The organism is Burkholderia sp. MR1-5-21, from assembly GCF_053427715.1.
Window position 1 is genome coordinate 140,514 of sequence record NZ_JBSAXD010000006.1, and the last position, 23,878, is coordinate 164,391.

At 67.3% G+C, this 23,878-nt stretch carries 17 protein-coding genes; 9 read left to right on the forward strand and 8 right to left on the reverse strand.

Features of this window, described 5'->3' with window-relative positions; genetic code table 11:
* Positions 1-1,155, reverse strand: a complete 1,155-nt coding sequence (locus ACV229_RS10890; protein ID WP_448083134.1) for a porin — start codon at positions 1,153-1,155, stop codon at positions 1-3.
* 395 nt (positions 1,156-1,550) lie between these two features.
* Between ACV229_RS10890 and ACV229_RS10895 the strand changes: the two genes are divergently transcribed.
* The 5 genes from ACV229_RS10895 (at position 1,551) to ACV229_RS10915 (ending at position 8,009) form a co-directional block, all read left to right on the forward strand.
* Positions 1,551-2,657, forward strand: a complete 1,107-nt coding sequence (locus tag ACV229_RS10895) for an OpgC domain-containing protein (RefSeq protein WP_448083135.1) — start codon at positions 1,551-1,553, stop codon at positions 2,655-2,657.
* A gap of 64 nt (positions 2,658-2,721) precedes the next feature.
* The gene (locus ACV229_RS10900) at positions 2,722-3,603 is read left to right on the forward strand and encodes an alpha/beta hydrolase (protein ID WP_448083136.1); all 882 of its coding nucleotides are present in this window, start codon (positions 2,722-2,724) and stop codon (positions 3,601-3,603) included.
* Between the two features lie 173 nt (positions 3,604-3,776).
* Complete coding sequence (locus tag ACV229_RS10905; protein ID WP_448083137.1) at positions 3,777-5,255, forward strand: aminotransferase class V-fold PLP-dependent enzyme; 1,479 nt, start codon at positions 3,777-3,779, stop codon at positions 5,253-5,255.
* Between the two features lie 567 nt (positions 5,256-5,822).
* Positions 5,823-6,920, forward strand: coding sequence for a hypothetical protein (locus ACV229_RS10910; RefSeq protein ID WP_448083138.1), 1,098 nt, complete (start codon positions 5,823-5,825; stop codon positions 6,918-6,920).
* A gap of 93 nt (positions 6,921-7,013) precedes the next feature.
* Positions 7,014-8,009 carry a hypothetical protein gene (locus ACV229_RS10915; RefSeq protein ID WP_448083139.1) on the forward strand — a complete coding sequence of 332 codons (996 nt, stop codon included), beginning with the start codon at positions 7,014-7,016 and terminating at the stop codon, positions 8,007-8,009.
* Between the two features lie 161 nt (positions 8,010-8,170).
* Here ACV229_RS10915 and ACV229_RS10920 read toward each other — a convergent pair whose 3' ends face one another.
* The 3 genes from ACV229_RS10920 to ACV229_RS10930 form a co-directional block, all read right to left on the reverse strand.
* Positions 8,171-9,898: an adenylate/guanylate cyclase domain-containing protein gene (locus ACV229_RS10920; protein ID WP_448083140.1), complete on the reverse strand. Its 1,728-nt coding sequence runs from the start codon at positions 9,896-9,898 to the stop codon at positions 8,171-8,173.
* Between the two features lie 222 nt (positions 9,899-10,120).
* Entirely contained in the window at positions 10,121-11,215 is a 1,095-nt protein-coding gene (locus tag ACV229_RS10925) for a potassium channel family protein (RefSeq protein ID WP_448083141.1), read from the reverse strand.
* Positions 11,216-11,336: 121 nt separating this feature from the next.
* Positions 11,337-12,665, reverse strand: coding sequence for an NAD(P)/FAD-dependent oxidoreductase (locus ACV229_RS10930; RefSeq protein ID WP_448083142.1), 1,329 nt, complete (start codon positions 12,663-12,665; stop codon positions 11,337-11,339).
* 243 nt (positions 12,666-12,908) lie between these two features.
* Here ACV229_RS10930 and ACV229_RS10935 point away from each other — a divergent pair, with 243 nt between their 5' ends.
* Both ACV229_RS10935 and ACV229_RS10940 read left to right on the forward strand, forming a co-directional pair.
* Entirely contained in the window at positions 12,909-13,763 is an 855-nt protein-coding gene (locus tag ACV229_RS10935; protein ID WP_448083143.1) for a helix-turn-helix domain-containing protein, read from the forward strand.
* Between the two features lie 181 nt (positions 13,764-13,944).
* Positions 13,945-15,630: an ATP-binding domain-containing protein gene (locus ACV229_RS10940; protein WP_448083144.1), complete on the forward strand. Its 1,686-nt coding sequence runs from the start codon at positions 13,945-13,947 to the stop codon at positions 15,628-15,630.
* 73 nt (positions 15,631-15,703) lie between these two features.
* Here the strand turns inward: ACV229_RS10940 and ACV229_RS10945 are convergent, their stop codons facing one another.
* The gene (locus tag ACV229_RS10945) at positions 15,704-17,263 is read right to left on the reverse strand and encodes a methyl-accepting chemotaxis protein (RefSeq protein ID WP_448083145.1); all 1,560 of its coding nucleotides are present in this window, start codon (positions 17,261-17,263) and stop codon (positions 15,704-15,706) included.
* Between the two features lie 258 nt (positions 17,264-17,521).
* Here ACV229_RS10945 and ACV229_RS10950 point away from each other — a divergent pair, with 258 nt between their 5' ends.
* A complete protein-coding gene (locus ACV229_RS10950) occupies positions 17,522-19,036 on the forward strand; it encodes an MDR family MFS transporter (protein ID WP_448083146.1) in 1,515 nt (504 codons plus the stop codon).
* Between the two features lie 120 nt (positions 19,037-19,156).
* On the opposite strand, the gene ACV229_RS10955 is transcribed toward ACV229_RS10950, so the two are convergent.
* Positions 19,157-20,158: a quinone oxidoreductase family protein gene (locus tag ACV229_RS10955; RefSeq protein WP_448083147.1), complete on the reverse strand. Its 1,002-nt coding sequence runs from the start codon at positions 20,156-20,158 to the stop codon at positions 19,157-19,159.
* Between the two features lie 125 nt (positions 20,159-20,283).
* Here ACV229_RS10955 and ACV229_RS10960 point away from each other — a divergent pair, with 125 nt between their 5' ends.
* Positions 20,284-21,159 carry a LysR family transcriptional regulator gene (locus ACV229_RS10960; protein ID WP_448083148.1) on the forward strand — a complete coding sequence of 292 codons (876 nt, stop codon included), beginning with the start codon at positions 20,284-20,286 and terminating at the stop codon, positions 21,157-21,159.
* 13 nt (positions 21,160-21,172) lie between these two features.
* On the opposite strand, the gene ACV229_RS10965 is transcribed toward ACV229_RS10960, so the two are convergent.
* Both ACV229_RS10965 and ACV229_RS10970 read right to left on the reverse strand, forming a co-directional pair.
* Entirely contained in the window at positions 21,173-22,264 is a 1,092-nt protein-coding gene (locus ACV229_RS10965; RefSeq protein WP_448083275.1) for a porin, read from the reverse strand.
* 119 nt (positions 22,265-22,383) lie between these two features.
* The gene (locus tag ACV229_RS10970) at positions 22,384-23,748 is read right to left on the reverse strand and encodes an MFS transporter (protein WP_448083149.1); all 1,365 of its coding nucleotides are present in this window, start codon (positions 23,746-23,748) and stop codon (positions 22,384-22,386) included.
* Positions 23,749-23,878 lie beyond the last annotated feature (130 nt).

Below are 23,878 nucleotides of genomic sequence, written 5' to 3' on the forward strand. Positions count from 1 at the left end.
TCAGAACTTGTGGCGGATCGCCGCGCGCACCGCGAACTGGTTCGACGACGACGACGGGCCGTCGGTGCCGACCACGTAGCCGCCGTCGGCGGCCGTGCCGGTCTTGTCGCCGGCAACCCGCTGCCACGCGCCCTGCAGGTACACGTCGGTGCGTTTCGACAGGCTGTAGTCGGCCATCAGGCCAACGGTGTGGTACTTCGGCTTGATCGAGCCGTTCGCGCCGTCGAACTTGCCGTCCGTGTACACGTACTGCGCGCCGAGATAGAAATCGGGCGTGAGTTGGTACTTGCCGTTGACCTCGAAGTTCTGGAACTTCGTCGCGGTCAGGCCGAGGCCCGCGAACGTCGACGCCGGCAGATAGACGGTCGACACGGGGTTCTTCACGTCGGTCTTCGTGTAGACGAAACCGACCGTCGCCGGGCCGAACGAGTAGTTGATGCCGCCGCCGAAGATCCGCAGGCGGTCGGCGACGAAGTTCGCGTCGTCGGCCGCGATGGCGCCCGCGTTGCCGACGCCCGGATTGTTCGCCTGCAGGTAGGCTGCCGCGACCTGCAGGCCGGCGAGCGAGTACTGCGCGCCGATGCTGTACTGGCGGTTGTTCGAGAAGCCCGTGCTGTTGCTGAAGCTGTACGTGCCGCCGAGCGTCAGGCCGTTCCAGTCCGGGCTCGCGTACTTGACCGTGTTGTTGACGCGGAACGAGTTGTCCGTGTTGTCGTTGTCGAACGGATGCGAGAACAGCGTGCCGCCCCAGTTGCCGTTCGCCGTCAGCGGCGCGAGATAGTCGACGAGGGCATCGTACTGGCGGCCGAACGTCAGCGTGCCGAAGCGCGATTCGGTCAGGCCGACGAACGCCTGGCGGCCGAACATGCGGCCGCCCTGGCCGAGCCGGCCGTTGTTCACGTCGAAGCCGTTTTCCAGCGTGAAGATCGCTTTCAGGCCGCCACCCAGGTCCTCGGACCCGCGCAGGCCCCAGCGGCTGCCTTGCGCATAGCCGCTTGCGAGCTGGTAGTTGGTCTTGCCGACCCCGTTTACGTTGACGTTGTTCGTGTAGTTGAAGCCTTCGTCGATCAGGCCGTACAGCGTCACGCTGTTTTGTGCAAACACCGGCGCGGCAAAGGCGGCGAGCGTGGCGGCAACGATCACGCGCTTGTTCATGTCGTATCTCCAGGACCGGGATGCCGGGTGCGGCATGCGGCGCACCGGGCGAGTGTTTTGTCTGTCTTGTTGCATGACCCGCTCGGCGGGCAGCGCGGGGTGGCACGCCGCGCAATGGTCAAAATGGTGTCACGTTGCCAATCAATCGTCCATCGGGGCGGCGCCCCGCCGCGCAACGTGTTGCGCCCTTCCAACTGACCCCATTGTGCCGATTGACAGGCGGGCCTTGCGGGCCGCGGGTGCCCGGTATGCCATCCGCATAAACCCGGAAAGTGTCGCTTCAATGGCACAATGCGCATCTGTTCGTCATTTCTTCACGAAGTCATGCTTCACCCCGATTTCCGCGCGGCAAGTGCCTGCCGCGCGATCGGCGCGCCGCCCCCGGAGTCCGGCCGATGACCACCGTCGCCGCCAAGCCCGGCCCCGGCCGCTACGCCGAGCTCGATTTCTTCCGTGGCCTCGTCCTGCTCGTGATCGTCGTCGACCACATCGGTGGCAGCATCCTGTCGCGCGTCACGCTGCACGCGTACGCGCTGTGCGATGCAGCCGAGGTGTTCGTGTTCCTCGGCGGCTTCGCGACCGCGATCGCGTACAACTCGCTCGCCGAGCGCCACGACGAGGCCGCCGCGCGCCAGCGCTTCATCCGCCGCGCGTTCGAGATCTACCGCGCGTTCCTGGTGACGGCCGGCCTGATGCTGCTGATCACCGCGGTGCTGAACGCGTTCGCGATCGAAGCGCCGAACATGCCGACCAACGATCTCGACGGCCTGATCGAGAAGCCGCTCGCCGCGCTGCGCGACATCCTGCTGTTCCGGCGCCAGCCGTATCTCGCGTCGGTGCTGCCGATGTACGCGTTCTTCGCGCTGCTCGTCCCGCTCGCGCTGCCGCTCGCGCGCAGCCAGCCGTGGCTGCTGCTCGCGTTCAGCACGTCGCTGTGGTTCGCGGCGCCGCGTGTCGCCGGCTACCTGCCGACCGTCGAAGGCGCGCCGTGGGATTTCAACCCGTTCGCGTGGCAGTTCCTGTTCGTGCTCGGTGTGATCTCGCGCTGCCAGCCCGTCTACCAGACGCTCGCGCCGAAGCCGCAGGGCTGGCTGCTGACTGCCGCGTCACTCGCGATCGTCGCCGCGGGCGCGTATTACCGGCTGCGCATCGAGCCGTTCCCGACCGATCCGTCGATCAAGCAGAACCTCGGCGTGCTGCGGCTCGCGAACTTCCTCGCGATCGCCTGGCTCGCGGCCAAGCTCGTCCACCTCGGCTGGATGAAGAAGGTCGCGCACGCGATGCCGTGGGTCGGCACGATCGGCCGGCAGGGCCTGCTGTGCTTCGTCGCGGGCACCTGCATCTCGCTCGCGGTCGATTCGGTGCTGTACCAGGCGACCGAGGGCTACCTCGACGTGCCGCTCGGGCTGACCGCCGACGTCGTCGCGATCGGCCTGCTGTATCTCGTCGCGAAGCTGTACGCGCCGCTGATGTCGCGGCTGCCGTTCCGCACGCGGCGATAAACCACCGCACCGACGTCATCTGTCGCTGTTACGATAGGCGGCGACTATCCTCCACCCGCTTGCCATGCGCCGATTTTTTCTCCTGCTCGCCGCCGCACTGACCGTCGGCTTCGCCGGCTCCGCCGAATCCAGCCAGTCCGCGCCGGCGGCGCAGGCCGCCCCGATCAACGACGACAGCAGCGTGGTGATGCGCACGTTCCATTCGGCGTCGCTGCAGCGCGACTGGTCGTACACGGTCTACCTGCCGCCCCGCTACAACCCGGAAGGCGCGCGCTACCCGGTGCTGTACCTGCTGCACGGCAACGCGGGCAACGCGAACGACTGGATCACGCAGGGCCGCCTGCAGGTCACCGCGGATGCGCTGATCGAGCGGCACGACATCCCGCCCGTCGTGATCGTGATGCCGCAAGGCGGCACCGACTGGTATGTCGACCGCAAGGAGCGGATGCAGAGCGCGTTCCTCAACGACCTGCTGCCGGACGTCGAGTCGCACTTCGCAGTGTCGAACCAGCGTGCGGGACGCGCGATCGGCGGCGTGTCGATGGGCGGTTTCGGCGCGCTGCGCTTCACGCTGCTCGAACCGGGCCTGTTCTGCGGCGCGATGCTGCTGAGCCCCGCGATCTACGCGAACGAGCCGCCGCTCAACTCGGCAGCCCGCTACGTCGGCGTGTTCGGCGACAGGCAGTTCGATCCGCGCGTCTGGCACGAACTCAATTACCCGTCGCTGATGCGCGGCTATTTCGCGCGGAACTGGCGCGTGCCGATGTTCATCGCGGCCGGCGACGACGACCTGACGATCCAGGCCGAATCGAGCGTGCTGTACACGCAGCTGCGCCGCGCGCAGAACCCGGCCGAGCTGCGCATCGTCGACGGCGGGCATACGTGGGACGTGTGGCGCGGCCTGATCGGCCAGGCGCTCAAGTACACGCTCGAGTGCGTGAAGTAGGCCGGAGCCCGTGGTCGGGAAAATCGACACCATGTGACGCGAGCGTTGCTTGGGACGGCGTCCGACAGTAGAAAAATATTCTCCCGAGGGCGCAATTCCCAGCCAAGTTTGGATCCTTATTCCTGGTGGCCCGCCGTATCATTTCTTGCATTGCAGAGTGGCAAGAAAAGGATATGAGCGAGAACAACACATTTCACTACCTCGACTACGCGGCGACTACGCCTGCCGATCCGCGGGTGATCGAATCGATGGCCACATGCCTCGGTGCCGACGGCGTGTTCGGCAATCCGGCGTCGAACTCGCATGTCGCGGGCCGGCTGGCGCGCGCCAAGGTGGAACGGGCACGCGAACAGGTTGCGGCGCTGATCGGCGCGGATGCGGACGAGATCGTCTGGACGTCAGGCGCCACGGAATCCAACAACCTGGCGCTCAAGGGCTACGCGGATGCCGCAGTCGAGAAACGCCATCTGATTACGAGCCGCATCGAACACAAGGCCATCCTCGACACGATGGCCAGCCTGTCGAAGCGCGGGCTGTCGGTCTCCTACCTCACGCCGACGCCGGATGGCGAAATCACGCCCGACGCCTTGGCGGCGGCGATCGGCCCGGAGACCGGCCTGGTGTCGCTGATGCTCGTGAACAACGAGATCGGCACCCTTACGGACATTGGCGAGATCGCTCGCATCGTGCACGCGGCCGGCGCGCTTCTCCACGTCGACGCGGCGCAGGCGCTCGGCAAGACCCCGATCGATGTCCGCGCGCTCGGAATCGACATGATGTCGATGTCCGCGCACAAGGTCTACGGACCCAAAGGGATCGGCGCGCTGTTCGTCCGTCGCGACATTGCGGACCGAATCGCGCCTCAGATGCACGGTGGCGGACACGAGCAGGGATTGCGGTCGGGTACGCTCGCGACCCATCAGATCGTCGGCATGGGAACCGCGTGCGCGTTGGCAGCCGATGAATTCGACACCGACACGGCACGGATTTCCGCGCGCAGCGCGCATTTGCGAGATTCGGTGCTCGCGCTCGGAGACGTCAGGCAGAACGCGCGCGCGGCGCGACGCATTCCGCATACCTTGAGCTTTACCGTGACTGCCCCCGGTTTCTTCCCGTTCATGCTTGGCGACGCGCTCGCCGTGTCATCGACGTCCGCCTGCAACTCGGCCGCCGGCACGCCGTCCCACGTCCTCACGGCAATCGGCCTGGATGCGGATTCGGCCAGCCGCACCGTCCGCATCAGCGTCGGACGCTTCACGACGCAACAGGACATCGACTTCGCGATTGCCTGTTTCCGGCAAGCGATCGAGCAGTGCCGGTCGACCGCGTCAAACGGATTTGCCGCGTCGCGCCAGATCACGCCGGGTGACCTGAAAGCCATTTGCGACGCCGGCTTCCGCTCGGTGATCTGCAACCGGCCCGATGGGGAAAGCACCGATCAGCCGGCCTTCGAGGAGATTGCTGCCGCTGCCCGCCGATTGGGGCTCGACGCGCGATACCTTCCCGTCGAATCCGGTCATATCGGCGACGCGGAAGTCGATGCCTTCGGCGCAATGGTCGACGCGTTGCCGAAGCCTGTTCTCGCCTATTGCGGAAGCGGCAAGCGATCCGGAATGCTGTGGAATCGACTGGCGACCCGGCGTACGGCCTGACGATCCTGGCCGATCGGGCCGCCGCGAGCTTCAACCGTCCGGATCCGGAATCCGGACGTCTCCACGCCTCCCGGGATCGATCGACATCCAGGCCGGCGCAAGGATTTCCAATCCATAAAGGCTAGAGGGCGAATGCACGGAGTTTCGGATCGATTGAGATGAATCGACTCCCCCTGCATTCCCCCGCCTGGTGCCTGAATGGATGGCGAATGACCAAGTGGACTTCTCTCATGACGACAAACGCCTGTGGTCACATGGAGAGTTAGCCATCTAAAATCGGCCTTCCATCGAATCCTTCAAAATAAACAGCGCCGCATTTATGGCCTTCGCGTCATACGCATCTGAAATCCCGTTGCGTCGATAGCGGAAATACGCCCCCCCCTTTCAATTGAATCGCGCCGCGCTTGCAAACCTGCGCGGGATCGCGTTTACTCTCGATTTTCGAGTGCGCGTCTCGGTTAGCGAATCGACGCCCCGGACCCAGACGGAATTCAAGCAATTCGAACTCGGCGATGGGTGCCCTTTCTGCCAGCTCACCCCACCACGCACATTGATCGTTGGGCCGCCATGATTCCGGTTTCCGTCCCGTCCCTGGGTTTTTTCGTCATTCTGTTCTTCTCGTTCGCTACCGCGATCACGCTGCTCGGCAGCGCGATTGTCCTTGCGCTCAGGAAACCGGCACGCGCCTGGTTCAACAGACACAAGGGAAGTGGCTTCAGCCTGTTCGCTTTGCTTGGCGTTTTCAGCCTCCCGTTTCTGTTGTATTCCTTCGCGTATGGCTGGTTTACCTATGAGGAGCATGCAAAAAGCGCCGCTGACGAGGCGGCAAAGCATCGAACGCTCGACCACGTCACGTCCATCAAAGGTTTTCAGTTCCCGGCCGGCACACGACTGACGCTACTGAATCCCGACGGCAATATTCAATATCTGGAAAAGGCGGTTTTTCCTGGTCCGCAGACCATCTACGGCATCGAGGCCACGGCCGTATTCTTCAGCAGCAAATATCACGTCGGGAACGAATTCGCGGAAAAATCGCCGCCTGCCGGACAGGTCGTCACATTGCAGGGCACGCATGACCAGAAGGTCGAGGACTGGATCTGCGATGCGACGCAGTTCATCGGCTTTACCGCCGGCATGGACGGCAAGCTGCAGCACTTCGACGGCTGCACCCTCGGCAACGGCAATCACGTGGGCAACCTGTCGATACCCCGGGGAACCACGCTGACGAGCCGCGCTTCACGCCAGGACATGGTCGTCCCCGCTGCCTGGCGCCTTGACGTGTCGTCCCGGCCGATCGTGGTCACGGTCGGCACGCTGCAACTGCCGCTGCGTGATGCGCAATTGATGTTGAATCCGCAAAGAGCGTTGCTCGCCATTTCTCCAGGAACAGGCAATTACGCGACCCTGACGCGCGAAACAACGATAGGGCCGGTTACCTATGCTTCGGATACGGCCATCCGGTCGGCCATTGCGCGCGAGCAAAGGAAATGGCCGGGTGTCGCATGGATCGTGAGCCCGCTCCATGCGAACGCCCATTATGCGGGACATGGCGACGTGGTTCCGGGCATGTCGGTATTGCATGCGTCGGACGGCAGCGTCATCAGCGTTCTTTCCAATGAACAAGCCGGCGTTATCATCTGGCAAGAGATTTCATCCGGCGAATAGCGTACCTGGCTCGTCTTTCGATACTACCGTCTCCCCTTCCTTGGCCGCACCCCGTCGTCCATGCCAGATCCCGGTTCTCTCGCGATATATTTTTTGCCGCCGCTCGCTGCGCTTTATCTGCTTGTCGCGCTGGTCGGGCTCGCGGTGAGCAAAAAAGCACGCGCGCTATTTCGACGTCACAAAGCGGCAAGCTTCACCGGAATCGTAATCGTGACGATTCCCGCAATATCTTTCCTGCTGACGACGGGAAAAGCGGTCCACGACAGCCATCGCGAGCATGCGTACTACGAAGCGTTGAGTCTCACGCTCGAACAACCTGCTCGTGTATGGGGGCTGGATATGCCCGCGGGGACGAAGCTGGTTCTGGCCGAATCGGGTGGCGGCCCCGAAACGTTTAGCCATGCCAGCTTCCCTTATCCCGTCTGGATCCACGGTGTCCACGTCACATCGATGGATCGAAACCTGGGTAGAAATCCGGATGAAGATGCCGCAAGGATCGCCTTGTGGGGTGACGGCCAAGCCTCGCCCCAGGAGGGCTGGGTTTGCGGGTACACCGACGAAACCTACGGCTCTGTCGGATTCGCCACGACCGCGCAAGGGCAGATCAGGAACCTGACTTACTGCACGCTGGCGGCGGGAAACCGGGTCGCCGATATACCGCTTCCTGGCCTGTCCCGGCTGGAACTCGCGCAAACCGACCGTGAGCTCAGCGCAATCTCCACCGACTTCGCACCCGGCGACTACTGGCATGTGGAACTGGTTGGCGACAAGCCCATCATTGCGCCGGGACCGCTGCGCCTTGCGCTGCTGCACAGCACGCTGCTGGTCAGCCAGGAGCGGACATGGCTGGGGGTCGGCCGAGCCGAACTGGCCGCGGAAACGCGAGTCGGACCGCTGAACTATCCCCCAGGCACCCGGGTGATGACCGCAGATACCGCAACGCGAGCAAGCCATCCTGGGGCCGCATGGGCGTTCAAGTTGCCGCGGGGTCATACGCTGCGCTATGCCGGGCACGCCACTATCACGGACGAACAGGTCGTCCTGCATTCGGCTACGGGCAAGGTGGTGGCAGCAATAAGTCCTCCCTGAACCGTCCGTCTTGCGCGCTGGCGATGTCGACATGTCGGGCCGTCGAGGTGCGGCGCAATGCATCGACCTTCCGTTGCGCGAGCGCCGCAGAGCGCTACGCCGAGGGAAGAGGCGACGCAATCGCCCCGACGCTCCCCGGCAGGAACGCGTGGCGAGCGCAATCAGTCCCGAGGCATGTGCGCCGCCCTGGACAGCACGCGCACAGGTACCGGATCATCGCGGCCTCTCACGCGGGCGGCAAGCTGCGGCAGGCCGGCGGCCGAAACGCCGGCATGCTCGAAGACCGGGTCAGACACGATCGCCTCGCAGCCGACCTCCTTGGTCAATTGCTCGAGTCGCGACGCCACGTTCAACGGGTCGCCGATCGCGGTGAAGGTGACATGGTCGCGAAACCCGATCTCGCCCATGACCGCGCGACCGCAGTGCAATCCGATGCCGAACCGGATCTTCGCGCTCAGCTGCTGCTCGAGCGCGGTGTTCAGCGCGTCGATATTGGCCGCCACCAGCGGCACCGCATCGAGCGCCTGGCGGCAGGCGGCGGCAGGCTCGCTGCTCAGGCCGAATATCGCGAGCACGGCGTCCCCCACGAACTGGTTCGGCAGGCCGCCGGCCTGGACCACCGCGGAGCTGACTGCGCTCAGGAAGCGGCTGACCACGAACAGGCTGTCGAATGGCAGCTGCGCCGCCGCAAGGTTCGTCGAATCCCGCATGTCCACGAACATGAACGCCGCGAACCGCTCCTGCGGCATGACGTCCCGCTGCCGCCGCTGCAGGAACGCGGCGGACGCGGCCGGCGGCACCAGCGGCCACACCGACAGATCGTGGGTCGGCCGCAACTGGCACGCGAGGCGGACGGTCTGCAGATCGGCGCCGAGTCGCTCCAGCACGCGGCGCTCGGCCTCGCCAGGCTCGGGCAGCGGCAGATCGCTGAGTACGCGCACCCTGCACAACGTACATCGGGCGCGTCCGCCGCAACTGCTGGCATGCGGAACGCCAGCCATGCGGCTCGCCTCGAGCACCGAGAACCCGAGCGGCACGAATACCTGCCGTCCATCCGGATAGCGGATGCGAAGCCGCCCGCCGCGGCGTTCGCGGATCGCGCGCGACAGCCGCCCGCAAAGCACCAGCAACAGCGCCCCGCCATCGAAGATCAGGAAGTCGTTGCGCAACCCGGCGAGCCATCGATTCTGCGAACCGGTGCCGACCTTCGCCGGTTCGGTCGCCGCCGCACGCCAGACGGAATCCCGCGCGAGCGCGGCGACTTCCCGTCCGCCCTGCAGGAAGCCGAGCAGCGCGAGCACCGGGAGCAGAACGGCAACGCTCAGCAGCACGCTGCGCCATGCCGCGAACCAGGGCTTCAATCGCAACCAGAACCAGACGCCATAACATCCATGCAGCCACGCGACCACCAACAGCGTCAGCTGCACACGGCCGAAGAACGGCGAATCGTTCGAGAACGAGTACAGCAGCTGCGCATAACCCTTGTTCAGACCGAACTCGGCAAAGGCGATTCGCGTATTCACAAGATGGTTGGCCAGCAGCGGCGGAATGCACAAGCCGAGCACGAGTTGTGTCAGCTCGGCCGGCGTCCAGTGCAACGAGCGCCGTTCGTACAGCGCCCACAGGCCGAGGAAGAAATGCGTCGCCAGCGAGCCGTACAGCACGGTCGTACCCAGCCATCCCTGCCAGACGAACTTCTGTACGAGCAGATCGCGCTCCATCCAGGCGAGCGAGACATTCCCCAGCGCATGGTTCACGAGGTGCGTGCCGACGTAGGTGAACACGACCAGCCCGGTGGCCAGCCGGACCGGCCGAATCCCCACGTGCCGCAACCGTTGACGATACGGAAAGTGCGACATGCTCGACGCTCCACGCGTGTTGATCGGCACCCGTTCTCTTGTCCGCCCGGTGGTCAGACTGCCGGAACACTTCACTTTCCGCAGTCAACGCAGCGGCGTGAGGGCACGATTGCGCCCAATCGACTGGTCCGTCGCGACGCGGCACCGGATCGCTGTCGGCGGGCGAACACGGTACACGCCCCCTATCGCAAGCTTACTGGCTCTACACTGACTTCGGGGTCGCAGTGGCATGCCCCTGCCCGAAGTCGATGCTCACGCATCCGGATCGGGAATCCGCGCCGACTGGATCACGACCAGCGTGTCGCCGGCCTCGATCCGGCACGGCGGATCCTCATAGAACGAATGGATCTTGCCGCAGCGATCGAGCCCGACGACGATCGCGCCCGGCACGACGTTCGTCATGCAGCCGATCTCGTGCTTCATCGCCGGCCGCTCGACGAGCGTCGCGCGGCCGCGGGTCGACAGCATGTCGTTGACGAACGGCACGATGTAGCGGCTGTGGACCGCGTCCGCGAGCAGCAGCGCGCCGATCTTCGTCGACGACACGATCACGTCCGCGCCCGCCTGCCGCAATTGCCGCTGGTACAGGTTCTCCTGGATGCGCACGACGATCTTCGTATCGGGCGCGATGCTGCGCACCGACAGCGTCAGCAGGATCGCGGTCGGATCGTCGGTCACCGAGATGATCACCGCCTTCGCCGCGCGCACCTGCGCCTGCTGCAGCAGATCCTCGTGCGCGGGGTCGCCGAGCAGCCCTGTCACGCCGAGCGAGGTCGCCGCCTCGAGCGCCTGCTGCTGCGCGTCGATCACGATCACCGTCGCCGGATCGACGCCGCTCTCGAGCAGCTCGCGCACGGCGATCGAACCGGACAGTCCATAGCCGCATACGACGATGTGGTCGGTCAGTTGCTTTTGCAGGCGTTTCATGCGGAATTCCTCGATGACGCGCTGGATCACGAACTGATACGCCGTGCCCAGGAAGATGAACCAGATGCCGATGCGGATCGGCACGATGAAGAATGCATCGATCAGGCGCGCCCGCGCGGTGACGGGCACGATGTCGCCGTAGCCGACCGTCGCGACCGTGACCATCGTGAAATAGACGAGGTCGGCGATGTTCATCGGCGTGCTCTTCGTCGAATCGCGGAGTCCGTCGCGATCGAGATACAGCACGAAGAACGCGAGCGCGCACAGGAACACGACGAGGCACAGACGGACGAGCAGCGTGCGCCCCGGCGACGTCGCGGGACGCGTGAACAGCGTGCGCCTGCGCGGCGCCTGCCACGGATTGCCGGCGCGCCGCAAACGGGAACGCAATGACCGGCGTTGAGCGGATGGCGAGGCCAACGGGGGATTCTCCGGAAGGATACGGGGTCGATTCTACGATGTGCGCGCGTGCAACGGACGCGTGCAACAGGCGCGTGCAACAGGTCCGTGCAGGCGGCTCCATGCCGGCCCCATCGCGACATCACAGCATGCTGCGCGGACGCACCATCGTCCCGTCGGTAAAACGCGCCGCGCGAAACGCGGACAGGTCGAGCGAGGGCGCGCCGGTATCGATCCATTCGGCGAGCAGCCGGCCGACGATCGGCCCCATCGCGAAGCCGTGACCGCAGAAGCCCGTCGCGATCGCGAGCCCCGACGGCGTGCCGGGCGCGTCGATCACGGGGATGCCGTCGGGCAGCACGTCGATCAGCCCCGCCCACGCCTCGACGATCTGCGCGTCCTTCAGCGCGGGAAAGATCGCCTTCAGCTTCGCGAGCGCGCGCGGCGCGTGCGCGCGATTCGGCTGCGGCTGCGGATCGCGCGGCTCGATCGGCCCGGGCCCGCCGTTCAGGCGCGCGATCACGTCGCGCCACGCGGCGCCGTTCAGGTGGAGCCGGAATTTCTCGCGCTGCGACCAGAATTCCGGCCAGAACAGGCTCAGCCCGCGCAAATGGCCGAGCGTCAGGTCGACGTCGGCCTGCATGTCGTCGGCGAGATTGATCGCGCCGTTCCTGCGCTGGCGGATCCCGAGGCCATGCCCCCAGATCGTCGACGCGGATACGGGCGGCAGCACGTTGGTGCGCATGCAGGTGCCGCGCACGGCCTGCTGCGGCAGCCGGATGCCGACGCCGTCGAGCAGCCGGCTGCTCGTCGCGCCGGCCGCGCAGATCACGCGCGACGTGCGGATCGTGCCGCGCTCGGTCGCGACGCCGACGACCGCGCCGCCCGCCGTCTCGATCGCCGTCACGCCGCAGCCCTCGAAAAAACGCGCGCCCGCTTCCGTCGCACGCGCGGCAAATGCGGCGGCGACGCGCCGCGGCTCGGCCTGCCCGTCGCTCGGTGTGTAGAGACCGCCGAGCGCCGGCGCGGCGAGGCCGCTGACGCGCTCGTCGATCTGCGCGCGCGACAGCGTGCGCGAGTCGAGCCCGTGCGCACGTGCGACATCCAGCCACGCCTGGAACGACGCCCAGTCCGTTTCGTTGTCCGCAATATAGAGACAGCCGCCCTGACGCCATTCGAGATCGAAACCGAGGGCTTCCTCTAATCCTTCCCAGATTCGCATGCCGGCCATCATCAACGGCACTTCGGGAGACTCGCGCCCCTGCTGTCGCACGAAGCCCCATGCGCGCGTGGACTGCTGCCCGGCGAGCCGCGACTTGTCGAGCACGACGGCCTTCAGGCCGCGCAGGCCCAGGTAATACGCGGCTGCGCAGCCCATGATGCCGGCGCCCGCGATCACGACGTCGGCGTCGGCGGGGAACGCCGCATCGGCATGCGTCAGCGTGTCGTGAAGAGGATAAGTCGTCGTCATTGTTACTTCATTATTTCTTATTGGTCGGTAATACACGGAACGTGCGCGGAAACACGGTAACGTTGCGAAACACCTTTCACACAATCGCATGTTTCACTACGGGGAACCGATGCCATTTTGCGGTAAAGTTATCTTTTCCGCGCGTGGCCGGTCGGCTCGCCACTGGACGTCATCGAGATTGTCCGCCGATTACGCCGCAAGGCGTCGTTCTGAACGTCATTCGACCCGATCCGCTCCCGTAGCATGACCATTGAAGCAATCACCACGGACTCCCTCGCGGTTGCCGAGCGCGTGCGCGAACTGATGACCCGCAACGGCATCGGCAAGCGCCAGCAGACCACCGAGCTGTGCCGTATCCTCGATCTCAGTTTTTCGCAGGGCCACCGCAAGCTGCGCGGCAGCAGCCCGTGGACGCTCTCACAGATCAAGAAAGTCGCCGAAGCGTACGGCGAACCCGCCGCGCAACTGTTCGGCGCGCAGACGCTCGACCCCGGCATGGTCGGCGCGTATTCGCAGGAAGCCGTACTGTTCGCGGGCGTCGCCGAGATCCCATGCACCGCGTGGATCGGCGCGCCGCTCGAGGCCGGCGCGCGGCCCGAATTCGTCGCGTATGAACAGAACGGCCGCTGGCGCGTGCTGCGCCATACGGGCGTGCTGTACCAGAACGCCTACGACGTGCACAAGATCGAGATCTATCCGCGCCGCGCGGAGAGCGACAAGCTGGTCGTCGCGGTGATCGATCCCGACCGCGTCAGCGCGACCGAGCTGTGCCGCTATCTGGAACGCCAGGGCTTCTCGACCGCCGCATTCGACGGCATGACCGCGTTCGTCGACGCGCTGCAGGGCCAGGCGTTCGACGCGGTCGTCACCGAGTGGCTGTTCGACGACTGCACGGCCGCCACCGCGATCAAGGCGGTGCGCACGTCCGACAATCCGGGCGCGCCGATCTTCGTGCTGACGGGCGACCTGCTCACCGGCCGCGCGAGCGAAGCCGACATCAGCGAAGTGATCCGCGCGTTCGACGTCGTCTGCTACGAAAAACCCGCGCGCATGGCGATCCTCAGCGCGGATCTCGCGAAACGCCTCGCCCGCGGCTGAACGCTGCAAGGCCGGCCCCATTGGCGGCGCCGGCCGGATGGCCAACCCACACGCGGCGCCACGGCCGCGAACAGGTTCACAGGGTCTGTTTCATCTGGAACGCACATGCGTTGCCACGAGAACGGCCCCTATACAATAGCCGCACCTGTTCACGCCCACCCGGCATCCGCCGCGAGACGACATGGCCCGCCTCATTCCCGACGACTGGAAAAGCCTCGCCGCCACCGGCGCGGCCGAACGCGAACGCGAAACGCTCGCCGCGCTCGAACATGCGCTGCCGGACGACTACACCGTGTACCACGGCGTCCACTGGACGCGTGCCGAGCAGGGCTTCTCGGTGTTCGGCGAAGCGGCGTTCGTCGTCGTCAGCCAGGCCGGACGCATCCTGTTGATCGAGCAGAAGGCCGGCTTCCTGCGCGAGACGCCGAAGGGGCTCGTGAAGGTCTACCTGCAGACCGAGCGCAACGTATCGATCCAGCTCGCACGCACGCAGGAAACGCTGCACCGGCGCCTGACCGCCGCGCTCGGCGCGGGCGTCTACGGCGTCGACGCGCTGCTCTACTGTCCCGACTACACGATCCGCCAGGCTGCGATCGCAGGCGTTGCGGCCGAGCGCATCGTCGACGCGACGCGCAAGGCCCAGCTCGCGCAGGTCATCCGGCAACTGCTGCCCGCCGACGAGCCGCGACACGCGAACGCACCGAAGATCCATCATTTCCTCGCCGACGAACTCGCGCTGACGCCCGATACGAGTGCGCTCGTCGGGCAGGCCGGCACGCTCGTCACGCGGCTGTCCGGCGGCCTTGCCGAGTGGGCGCGCCAGCTCGCGTTCGCGCCGTTCCGGCTACGCGTGACGGGCACCGCGGGCTCGGGCAAGACGCAGCTCGCGGTGCAGGCGATGCGCGACGCGATCGCCGCGGGCCGGCGCGTGCTTTATGTCTGCTTCAACCGGCCGCTCGCCGACTACATCGCGCGCATCGCGCCGCCCGGCGCGAAGATCGCGAACTATCACCAGCTGTGCGACTGGGTGGCGCGCGACGGCGGCTACACGCCGGACTTCGACGCGCCCGATGCGTTCGAACGGCTCGAGGCACGCTTCGCGGAAACGCCGGTGCCGAACCGCTGGCGGTTCGACGTGCTGATCGTCGACGAAGGACAGGATTTTCATGCGCCTTGGGCCGCGGCGCTGGAACGGCTGCTCGCGCCGGACGGCGCGTGGTGGTGGCTCGAGGACCCGCTGCAGAACCTGTACATGCGCGAACCCGTCGCGCTGCCGGGCTGGGTCACGCTGAAGGCGCTGACGAACTACCGCAGCCCGCGCGACCTGCTCGACTTCGTGCGCGACGTCGTCGGCCGCGTCGAGCCGCTTGCGGCCGAGCTGCGCTCGGGCAGCCCGTTCGACGGGTCGGATCCCGCGGTGTCGGCCTACGGCGAAGATGGCGCGTCGGGCGCCGCGCTGGCCAGCGCGTGCGTCGACGCGACCAAGCGCGCGATCACGCACGCGCTGTCGCTCGGCTTCCGCAAGCAGGACATCGCGGTGCTGTCGTATCGCGGCCGCGAAGGCTCGGTGCTCGCGCCGCTCGACCACCTCGGCCCGCACCGGATCAAGAGCTTCACCGGCAAGTACGACCTGTTCGGCAATCCCGAGTATCGCGACGGCGACGTGCTGCTCGATTCGATCTACCGCTTCAAGGGCCAGTCGGCGCCGTGCGTGATCCTCACCGAAGTCGATTTCGACACGCTCGACGCGCGCGCGGCGCGCAAGCTGTTCGTCGGCGCGACGCGCGCGACGATGAAGCTGCTGCTCGTCGCATCGGCGCGCGCGGCTGCGCAGCTGACGGCCGTCACCCGCCCCGGCCGACCGTAACGGCCGGCGGCCGGCCGGGTCCGGCTGCGCCGGTCGGCGCGCGCCGATTCCCTGGTCTGCGTCCGCGCCCGCGTCAGGCGACGCGGAACGCACCCACTGCGCGGCGCAGCCCGTCGGCCTGCTCCTCGAGCGACGCGGCCGCAGCGGCCGCCTCTTCGACGAGCGCCGCGTTCTGCTGCGACACCTGATCCATCTGCGACACCGCGCGGTTCACCTGCTCGATGCCGTCGCGCTGCTCGTTCGACGCCGCCGCGATCTCGGTCATGATGCTCGTCACGCGTGCGATCGCCTGCTGGATGTCCTGCATCGTCGTGCCGGCGACGCCGACGAGCCGCGAGCCGTTCGCGACGCGCTCGACCGATTCGCCGATCAGCGTGCGGATCTCCTTCGCCGCCGATGCCGAGCGCTGCGCGAGCGTCCGCACTTCGCCCGCGACCACCGCGAAGCCGCGGCCCTGCTCGCCGGCGCGCGCCGCCTCGACCGCCGCGTTCAGCGCGAGGATGTTGGTCTGGAACGCGATGCCTTCGATCGTGCCGATGATGTCGGCGACCTTCTGCGAACTCTGGTCGATCTCGTTCATCGTGCCGATCACCTCGCTGACGACCGTCGCGCCCTTCGTCGCGATGTCGGACGCGCTGTCCGCGCAGGCCTGCGCCTCGACCGCATGATCGGCGTTCTGCTTCACCGTCGCGGTGAGCTGCTCCATGCTCGCGGCCGTCTGCTGGAGCGCCGCTGCCTGCTCCTCGGTGCGCTGCGACAGGTCGGTATTGCCGGCCGCGATCTGGTGCGTCGCGGTGACGATCGCCTCCGAGCCGTGCGTGACCTGGCGCACGGTGTCGGCAAGGCTGCGCTGCATCCCCGTCACGCCGTTGACCAGCTCAGCCATTTCGTCGCGCGACGACCAGCGCACCTCGGACGTCAGGTCACCGTCGGACAGCCGCCGGAAATGCGTGAGCAGCCGCGCGAGCGGCTGCGTAATCGCGAAGTGCAGGCCGATCGCGCAGCCGAGGCATGCGGCGAGGCCGAACGCGATGCCGGCGACCGCGCCTACGCGCAGCCAGTTGTAATAGGTCTGCGCGGTGTCGTAGACGTCCTTGCCGCGCGCCGCCTGGAAATCGTCGAGCGCGTTGGTCGCTTGCGTGAGCGCGACCGACAGCGGCGGCGCGACCGTCATCAGCAGCCGGTCGGCGTCGTCGCGATGGCCGCCGCGGACAGCGTCGATCATCGGTTTCAGCGCCTGGCCGATCAGCGCCTGGCGCGCGGCGTCCATCCGGTCGGCAAGCGCGCTCTCGTCGCCGTCGTGCGGCATCGCCGCGTAGACGCGCCATGCGGCGTCCGCCTTCGCGAGGTAGCCCTCCGCCTTCGTCACGACATCCGCGACGTCGGACGACTCGGGATGCAGCATCGCGCGGTCGAGCGTCGTGCGCACGATCGTCAGGTTCAGGCTCGTCGCGGCGAGCGCGGTCTTTGCGGCCAGTTGCTGCTTGCAGGCCTCTTCGAGCGCGCGGTTCGAGCGCTGCATGCCGGCGAGGCCGATCAGCCCCGATACGACGAGCAGGCCCGCGACGAGGCCGAGCGTGGAGAAGATCCGGGTCCGGATCGAGAAACGGGAAAACAGGGCATTCAGGTTCATGTCGGCACATGTGCGGTAAGAAACGCCGCGGCGATCGGCGCACGGCATCCGGGATTACGGTTTGCCTGCAGAAAACTTGAGTCTGGCGCCATTTCCTTCCCTGATGCAGGTCAAGTTTCGGCCCGTCCGGCCGGTGAACCCGACGGGCGGGCCAACGTCCTGTTACGGCTGCAACAATTTAGGAACAGGCAGAAATTGACCAGGCAACTTTATCGCTCTATATTCTCGAACAATTCACTGCCACGGCAGATATCAGCCATGTCAACCGAGACCCTTACGCACCCGCCAACCCCGGACACCGTGCGCCGCGACGCCCCCGTCGGGCTGATCATCGCCGCGCTGCTGCTCGTAATGCTGCTGTCCGCGCTCGACCAGACGATCGTGTCCACCGCGCTGCCGACGATCGTCGGCGAGCTCGGCGGGCTCGACCAGCTGTCGTGGGTCGTGACCGCCTACCTGCTGTCGTCCACCGTCGTGCTGCCGCTCTACGGCAAGCTCGGCGACCTGTACGGCCGCAAGATCGTGCTGCAGGCGGCCATCGTGCTGTTCCTCGCCGGTTCGGTCCTGTGCGGCCTCGCGCAGGACATGACGCAATTGATCCTGCTGCGTGCGCTGCAGGGGCTCGGCGGCGGCGGCCTGATGGTCATCACGATGGCCGCGATCGGCGACCTGATCCCGCCCGACGAGCGCGGCCGCTACCAGGGGATGTTCGGCGGCGTGTACGGCCTCGCGACGATCATCGGGCCGCTGCTCGGCGGCTTCCTGGTCGAGCACCTGTCGTGGCACTGGATCTTCTACATCAACCTGCCGCTCGGCTTCGTCGCGCTCGCGGTGATCGGTATCGCGTTCAAGCCGCACACCGCGCACGTGAAGCACCGGATCGATTACATGGGCGCCGCGTTCCTTGCGACCGCCCTCACCTGCATCATCCTGTTCACGAGCGAAGGCGGCTCGCTGCTGCCGTGGTCGTCGCCGCAGCTCTGGATGACGCTCGTGCTCGGCCTCGTCGCGATCGGCGGCTTCGTCTACGAGGAGCGGCTCGCCGCGGAGCCGATCATGCCGCTCGAACTGTTCCGCCACCGCACGTTCGTGCTGTGCAGCCTGATCGGCTTCGTCGTCGGCATCGCGCTGTTCGGCTCGGTCACGTTCATTCCGCTGTACCTGCAGGTCGTGAAGGGCTCGACGCCGTCGCAGGCCGGCATGCAGCTGCTGCCGATGATGGGCGGGATGCTCGTGATGTCGGTCGTGAGCGGCCGCCTGATCTCGCGGCTCGGCAAGTATCGCCTGTTCCCGATCGCGGGGACGCTGGTCGGCGGCGTCGCGATGGCGCTGCTGTCCACGCTGTCGCTCGACACGCCGCTCGACACGATGTACGGCTACATGGCGCTGCTCGGCATCGGGCTCGGGATGGTGATGCCGGTGCTCGTGCTCGCGGTGCAGAACACGATCGACTTCCGCCACATGGGCGTCGCAACGTCGGGCGTCACGCTGTTCCGCTCGATCGGCGGCTCGCTCGGCGTCGCCGCGTTCGGCGCGCTGTTCTCGAACGGGCTGCAGTTGCGGCTGACGAATGCGCTGCCGGCCGGCACCGAACTGCCGCCGTCGCTCGGCCCGGCCACCGTGCACCATTTGCCGGACGCGGTGCGCGATGCGTATCTGCATGCGTTCGCGGGGTCGCTGCACGTCGTGTATCTGTCTGCGGCGACGGTGATCGCGATCGCGTTCGTGCTCGCGTGGTTCGTCGAGGATGCACCGCTGCGCAAGCGCGCATGACGGCGCCGGCGGGCGGCGGCTCGGTCGGCCCGTTCTTGCCGGTTCTCGCCGTTTCCCTCCGGATCCGGAGCGCCGCCCCGTCCCATAGCGGTCGACTCCGTCCGCAGGCCGCCCTTCAGATCACGGCACCAGCACCACCGCCCCCGTCGTCGCCCGCGACTCCAGCAGCCGGTGCGCATCGGCCGCCTGCCCGAGCGGCAGCCGCGCGCCGATCTCCACGTGCATCCCGTCCGCCAGCCGGTCGAGCGTCACGCGCGCGGCTTCGCGGTAGCCGTCGACGTCCCGCGCGATGAAACCGAGCACGCTCGGCCGCGCCAGCGCGATCGAGCGCGCCGGCCCGAGTTCGTCGAGGTCGATCGTGTGGCGCGCGCCGACCGCCGCGACCTGTCCGATGCTCGCGACCATCCCGAACGGCTTGACCGCGCCGAGCGTGCGCGTCAGCACATCGCCGCCGATCCCGTCGATCGCATAGTCGACGCCCGCGCCGCCGCCGAACGCGCGCGCGGCCGCGACGAAATCGTCATCTCGATAGGCGACGACCGCCTCCGCGCCGTGCGCACGCACCAGCGCGCCCTTGGCCGCGGACCCGACCGTGCCGATCACCCGCGCGCCGAGCGCGCTCGCCCACTGCGTGACCAGCAGCCCGACACCGCCTGCCGCCGCGTGGACGAGCAGCGTGTCGCCGGCGCGCACCGAGCGCACGCGATGCAGCAGCATGTACGCGGTGATCCCTTTCAGCAGCCCGGCCGCGGCCGCCTCGTCGGTCAGGCCGTCGGGAATCGGCAACACCCGTTCGGCGGGCAGCGTGCGCAGGTTCGCATAGCTGCCGGCCGGCATTCCCGCGTACGCAACGCGCTGGCCGGGTTCCAGCCCCGTCACGCCCGGGCCGACCGCGTCGATCACGCCGGCCGCCTCGACGCCCAGCGCACCGGGCAGCGCCGGCAGCGCGTGCGCGCCGGTCCGGAAATAGATGTCGACGAAATTCACGCCGACGGCGGTCTGGCGGATCCGCACTTCGCCCGCGCCGGGCGGCGTCACGGGCGCGTCGAGGCGGCGCAGCACACCGGCGTCACCGTAGCGGTCGAGGCCGATCTGATAGGCGGCCGTGGCATTCAGGGTCATGGTGTTCCTCGCGATCGAATGAAGTGACACGATGATCCCATCGTGCATAATCGATCGGAATTCACGATCAGCGATCAACTACTGTGCAAAATTCGACAGATGATGCGGCGGCCGCCGCGCCGGAGATGAGCTGGGACGACATCCGCTACTTCCTCGCGGTGATGCGCGGCGGCAGCCTGTCGGCGGCCGCGCGGTCGCTGCAGGTCCAGCATTCGACTGTCGCGCGGCGCATCGACGCACTGGAAACCGCGCTCGGCATCCGCTTGTTCGACCGGCTGCCGCGCGGCTGGCCGCCGACCGACGAGGGGCTGCACCTTGCCGAACATGCAGCGCGCCTCGAAGGCGACGCCCATGCGTTCGCGCGCGCCGCACTGGGGGCGGCAGCGCTCGACGGTGTCGTGCGCGTGTCGGCGTCGCCGGTGTTCGCCAGCCACTTCCTCGCGCCGCGTCTCGCCCGCGCACAGCGCGCGTGGCCGGCGCTGCGGATCGACCTGATGGGCGAGATGCACGCGGCCAACCTGTTCGCGCGCGAAGCCGATCTGGCGGTGCGCCTGTCGCGGCCGAGCGAACCGGGGCTCGCCGCGCGCCGACTCGGCACGATGCGCTTCGCGCTGTGCGCGACACCCGAATGGGCGGCCGCGCCGCCCGACACCTGGCCGTTCATCGGCTACGACGACGCGCTGGCGCAAACGCCGCAGCAGCAATGGCTCGAACGCTTCGCGGCCAGACGCCGCTTCGCGTTCGTCGCGAACGACCTTGCCGCGCTGCATCGCGCGTGCCTGGCCGGCGCGGGCGTCGCGCTGCTGCCGCGGTTTCTCGTCGACGATCCGGCGACCGCTTCCGTGACGGCGCCGCTCGTCGAACTGACCTCCGCGCCGCGCTGCGACATCGAGCGCGAGATCTGGCTCGTCGTGCACCCCGACGTGCGCCGGTCGCCGCGCGTCCAGCGCGTCGCGGACGCGATCGCGGACGCGGTGCGCGCGGCGGACGGACGGCTCTGATGCCGCGGCCCCGTCAGAACCGCTGCTGCAGACCGGCCATGACCCCGAGCTGATTCCGCCCCACGTCGACCGTTCCGCCGGCAGCGACCGCCTTGGCGGCCGTCGCACTGTTCAGCATGTAGCCGACCGACGTGTAGACGCGCGTCCGCTTGGACAACAGATGGTTGGCACGCGCGACCAGCAAGGTCGCGTTCGCGTCCGCGTTGCGCGCCGGCCCGCGTTGCAGATAGCGCGTGCCTTGCGCGTCGAGCGAGACCGCCGGCGTCAGCGTATAGGTAACGCCGGCGAAGAAGATGTCGGTCTGCAAATGGGTGGCCGCCGCGACGTTGTTCCGTATCCACCCTGCGCCGACCTTCGCGCGCCCCATCTCCGCGTATCCGTCGACGACGGTGTGCGTGCTCGTATAGGCGCTGCTGTCGAGCGGCGCCGATGCGCCGGCCCCGCCGCGCTTCACGTCGCAGGATGCCGCGACGCCGAAGCGCGTCGCGTCGTATGCGACCAGCACCGTGTACTGCCGGCACGCGAGCGGATTGCCCGGCACCTGCCCCGCGCAGCCGGTGGCCGCCGGCCCGGCCGGCCCGGCGGCGTCGCGACCGAAGCTGTAGGTGCCGCCGATCGTGAATCCGCGGAACTTGCCCAGGTAGCCGATCGCGTTGTCGCTGCGTGCATTCGGCAGGTACGCGTCGAAGTTGCTCGGCGAATGAATGGACGGCCCGATCACGTCGGCGTTTGCCAGCGCATAGGTCGTCATGTTCATTTGCCTGCCGAGCGTGAGCGTTCCGACATCGCTGCTCAGGCCCACGTTCGCCTGCCGGCCGAACAGCCGCCCGCCGTAATTGAACCCGCCCGTGCCGGGCTGGAAGCCGTTCTCCAGCACGAAGAACACCCGGTAGCCGCCGCCAACGTCTTCGGCGCCTCTCATGCCCCACCGCGACGGCAATTCGCCGGTCAGATGCGGCATGCCGATCGCCGATCCGCCCTTCGCCGCATGGTTGTAGTACGAAACGCCGGTATCGACGACGCCGTACAGCGTCACACTGCCTTGTGCATGCGCGATGCCCGCTGCCGCCATCAGCGCCAATGCGAGCGCGTTCCCCTTCACCATCGCCTTCAACGCCCCCGAATCGATATGCATGACTGACTTGTTCCCGTCAGACGAACGACGCTGCGTCGCCGCGCGCGATCGGCCGCCGGCCGCGCGCCGGCGCCCTGCCGATGCACCACTCACGACTGCCGGGCGGGCGACACCTGCCGCTCGCCGCCGGAAGCCGGACAGCCTTGATGCGAAGCCGAGCGGCGATGATCGATCAGGCCAACCGCGACGGCCGCCGCCAGCGCGGGCAGTCCGATCGCCATGAAGTTCTGCTCCAGCGGCAGATCGATGCCCACCAGCGCGCCGATGACGATCGGCGCCAGGATCGCGCCGCTGCGGCCGACGCCCAGCGTCCAGCCGACGCCGGTCGAGCGGATCGCCATCGGATAGAACTGCCCCGCATACGCGCAGTTGACGATCTGCGTGCCGATGGTCGACGCGCCGGCGAGACCGACCAGCACGAACAGCAGCGCGGTCGGCACCTTGTAGCCGAGCAGCGTGATCGACACCGCGGCGAGCAGGTACATCGACACGAGCACCGTCTTGATCGGAAAGCGATCGGCCAGCCAGCCGCCGCCGATCGCGCCGACCATCGCACCGGCGTTCAATACCAGCACGAACGTCAACGCGGAGCCGAGGCTGTAGCCCGCACCCGCCATCAGCCGGGTCAGCCACGAGCTCAGCGCATACACCATGAACAGGCACATGAAGCAGGCGATCCAGAACATGACCGTGCTGAAGCCGCGACCGTCGTCGAACAGTTGGCGAACCGGTGCGTTGCCCGCCTTGTCCTCGCGCGGGACGACGAAGCAGTCGCCAGGTTGATGCTGGTACGCCGGATCGAGCCGGCGCGCGATGCGTGCGAGCTCGTCCGTCCTGCCCCGCCGGATCAGGAACGGAAGCGATTCCGGCATCCATTTCACAAGCAGCGGGACGAGCAGCACCGGCGCGCCCGCGGCGACGAACACGGACTGCCATCCGTACGCCTCGATCATCCCCTTGCCCATCACGGCCGCCAGCATGCCGCCGACCGAATAGCCGCTGAACATCAGCGTCACCAGCGTGCTGCGCACGCGCCGCGGCGCGTACTCGGTCATCTGGGCGATCACGTTCGGCATCACGCCGCCGATGCCGATGCCCGCCAGGAAGCGGGCCGCAACGAACAGCGCGGGCGTCGGCGCCAGTCCGGCCGCCGCGGTAAAGACGCTGAACAGCGTCAGGCAGGCCGCGATGGCCCAGCGGCGCCCGATCCGGTCGGCGACAGTCCCGAACACGATGTTGCCGAACATCATGCCGAACAGCGCCGAGCTGACCATGAAGCCGGCCTGCGCGGGATTGACGCCCATCTCCTTCATGATCGCCGGCAGCGCGATGCCGGCCACCGCCAGGTCGTAGCCGTCGAACACGATGATCAGCGCGCACCAGAACAGCACGACGCCGTGCAGCGGGCCCAGCCGCGCGTCGTCCGACAGCGCCTGCAGGTTGATTTGACGCATGGAACTTCCTTCCTTTTTTCAGATGGGATTCAGGGCCGGCGGCAACCGTCGCGCGATGCCCGTGCGAAGCAGCAGGCATCCGCCGCTCGCCGCCAAGCTGAGCGACACCGCCCGTCGGTCGCGCCGTTTC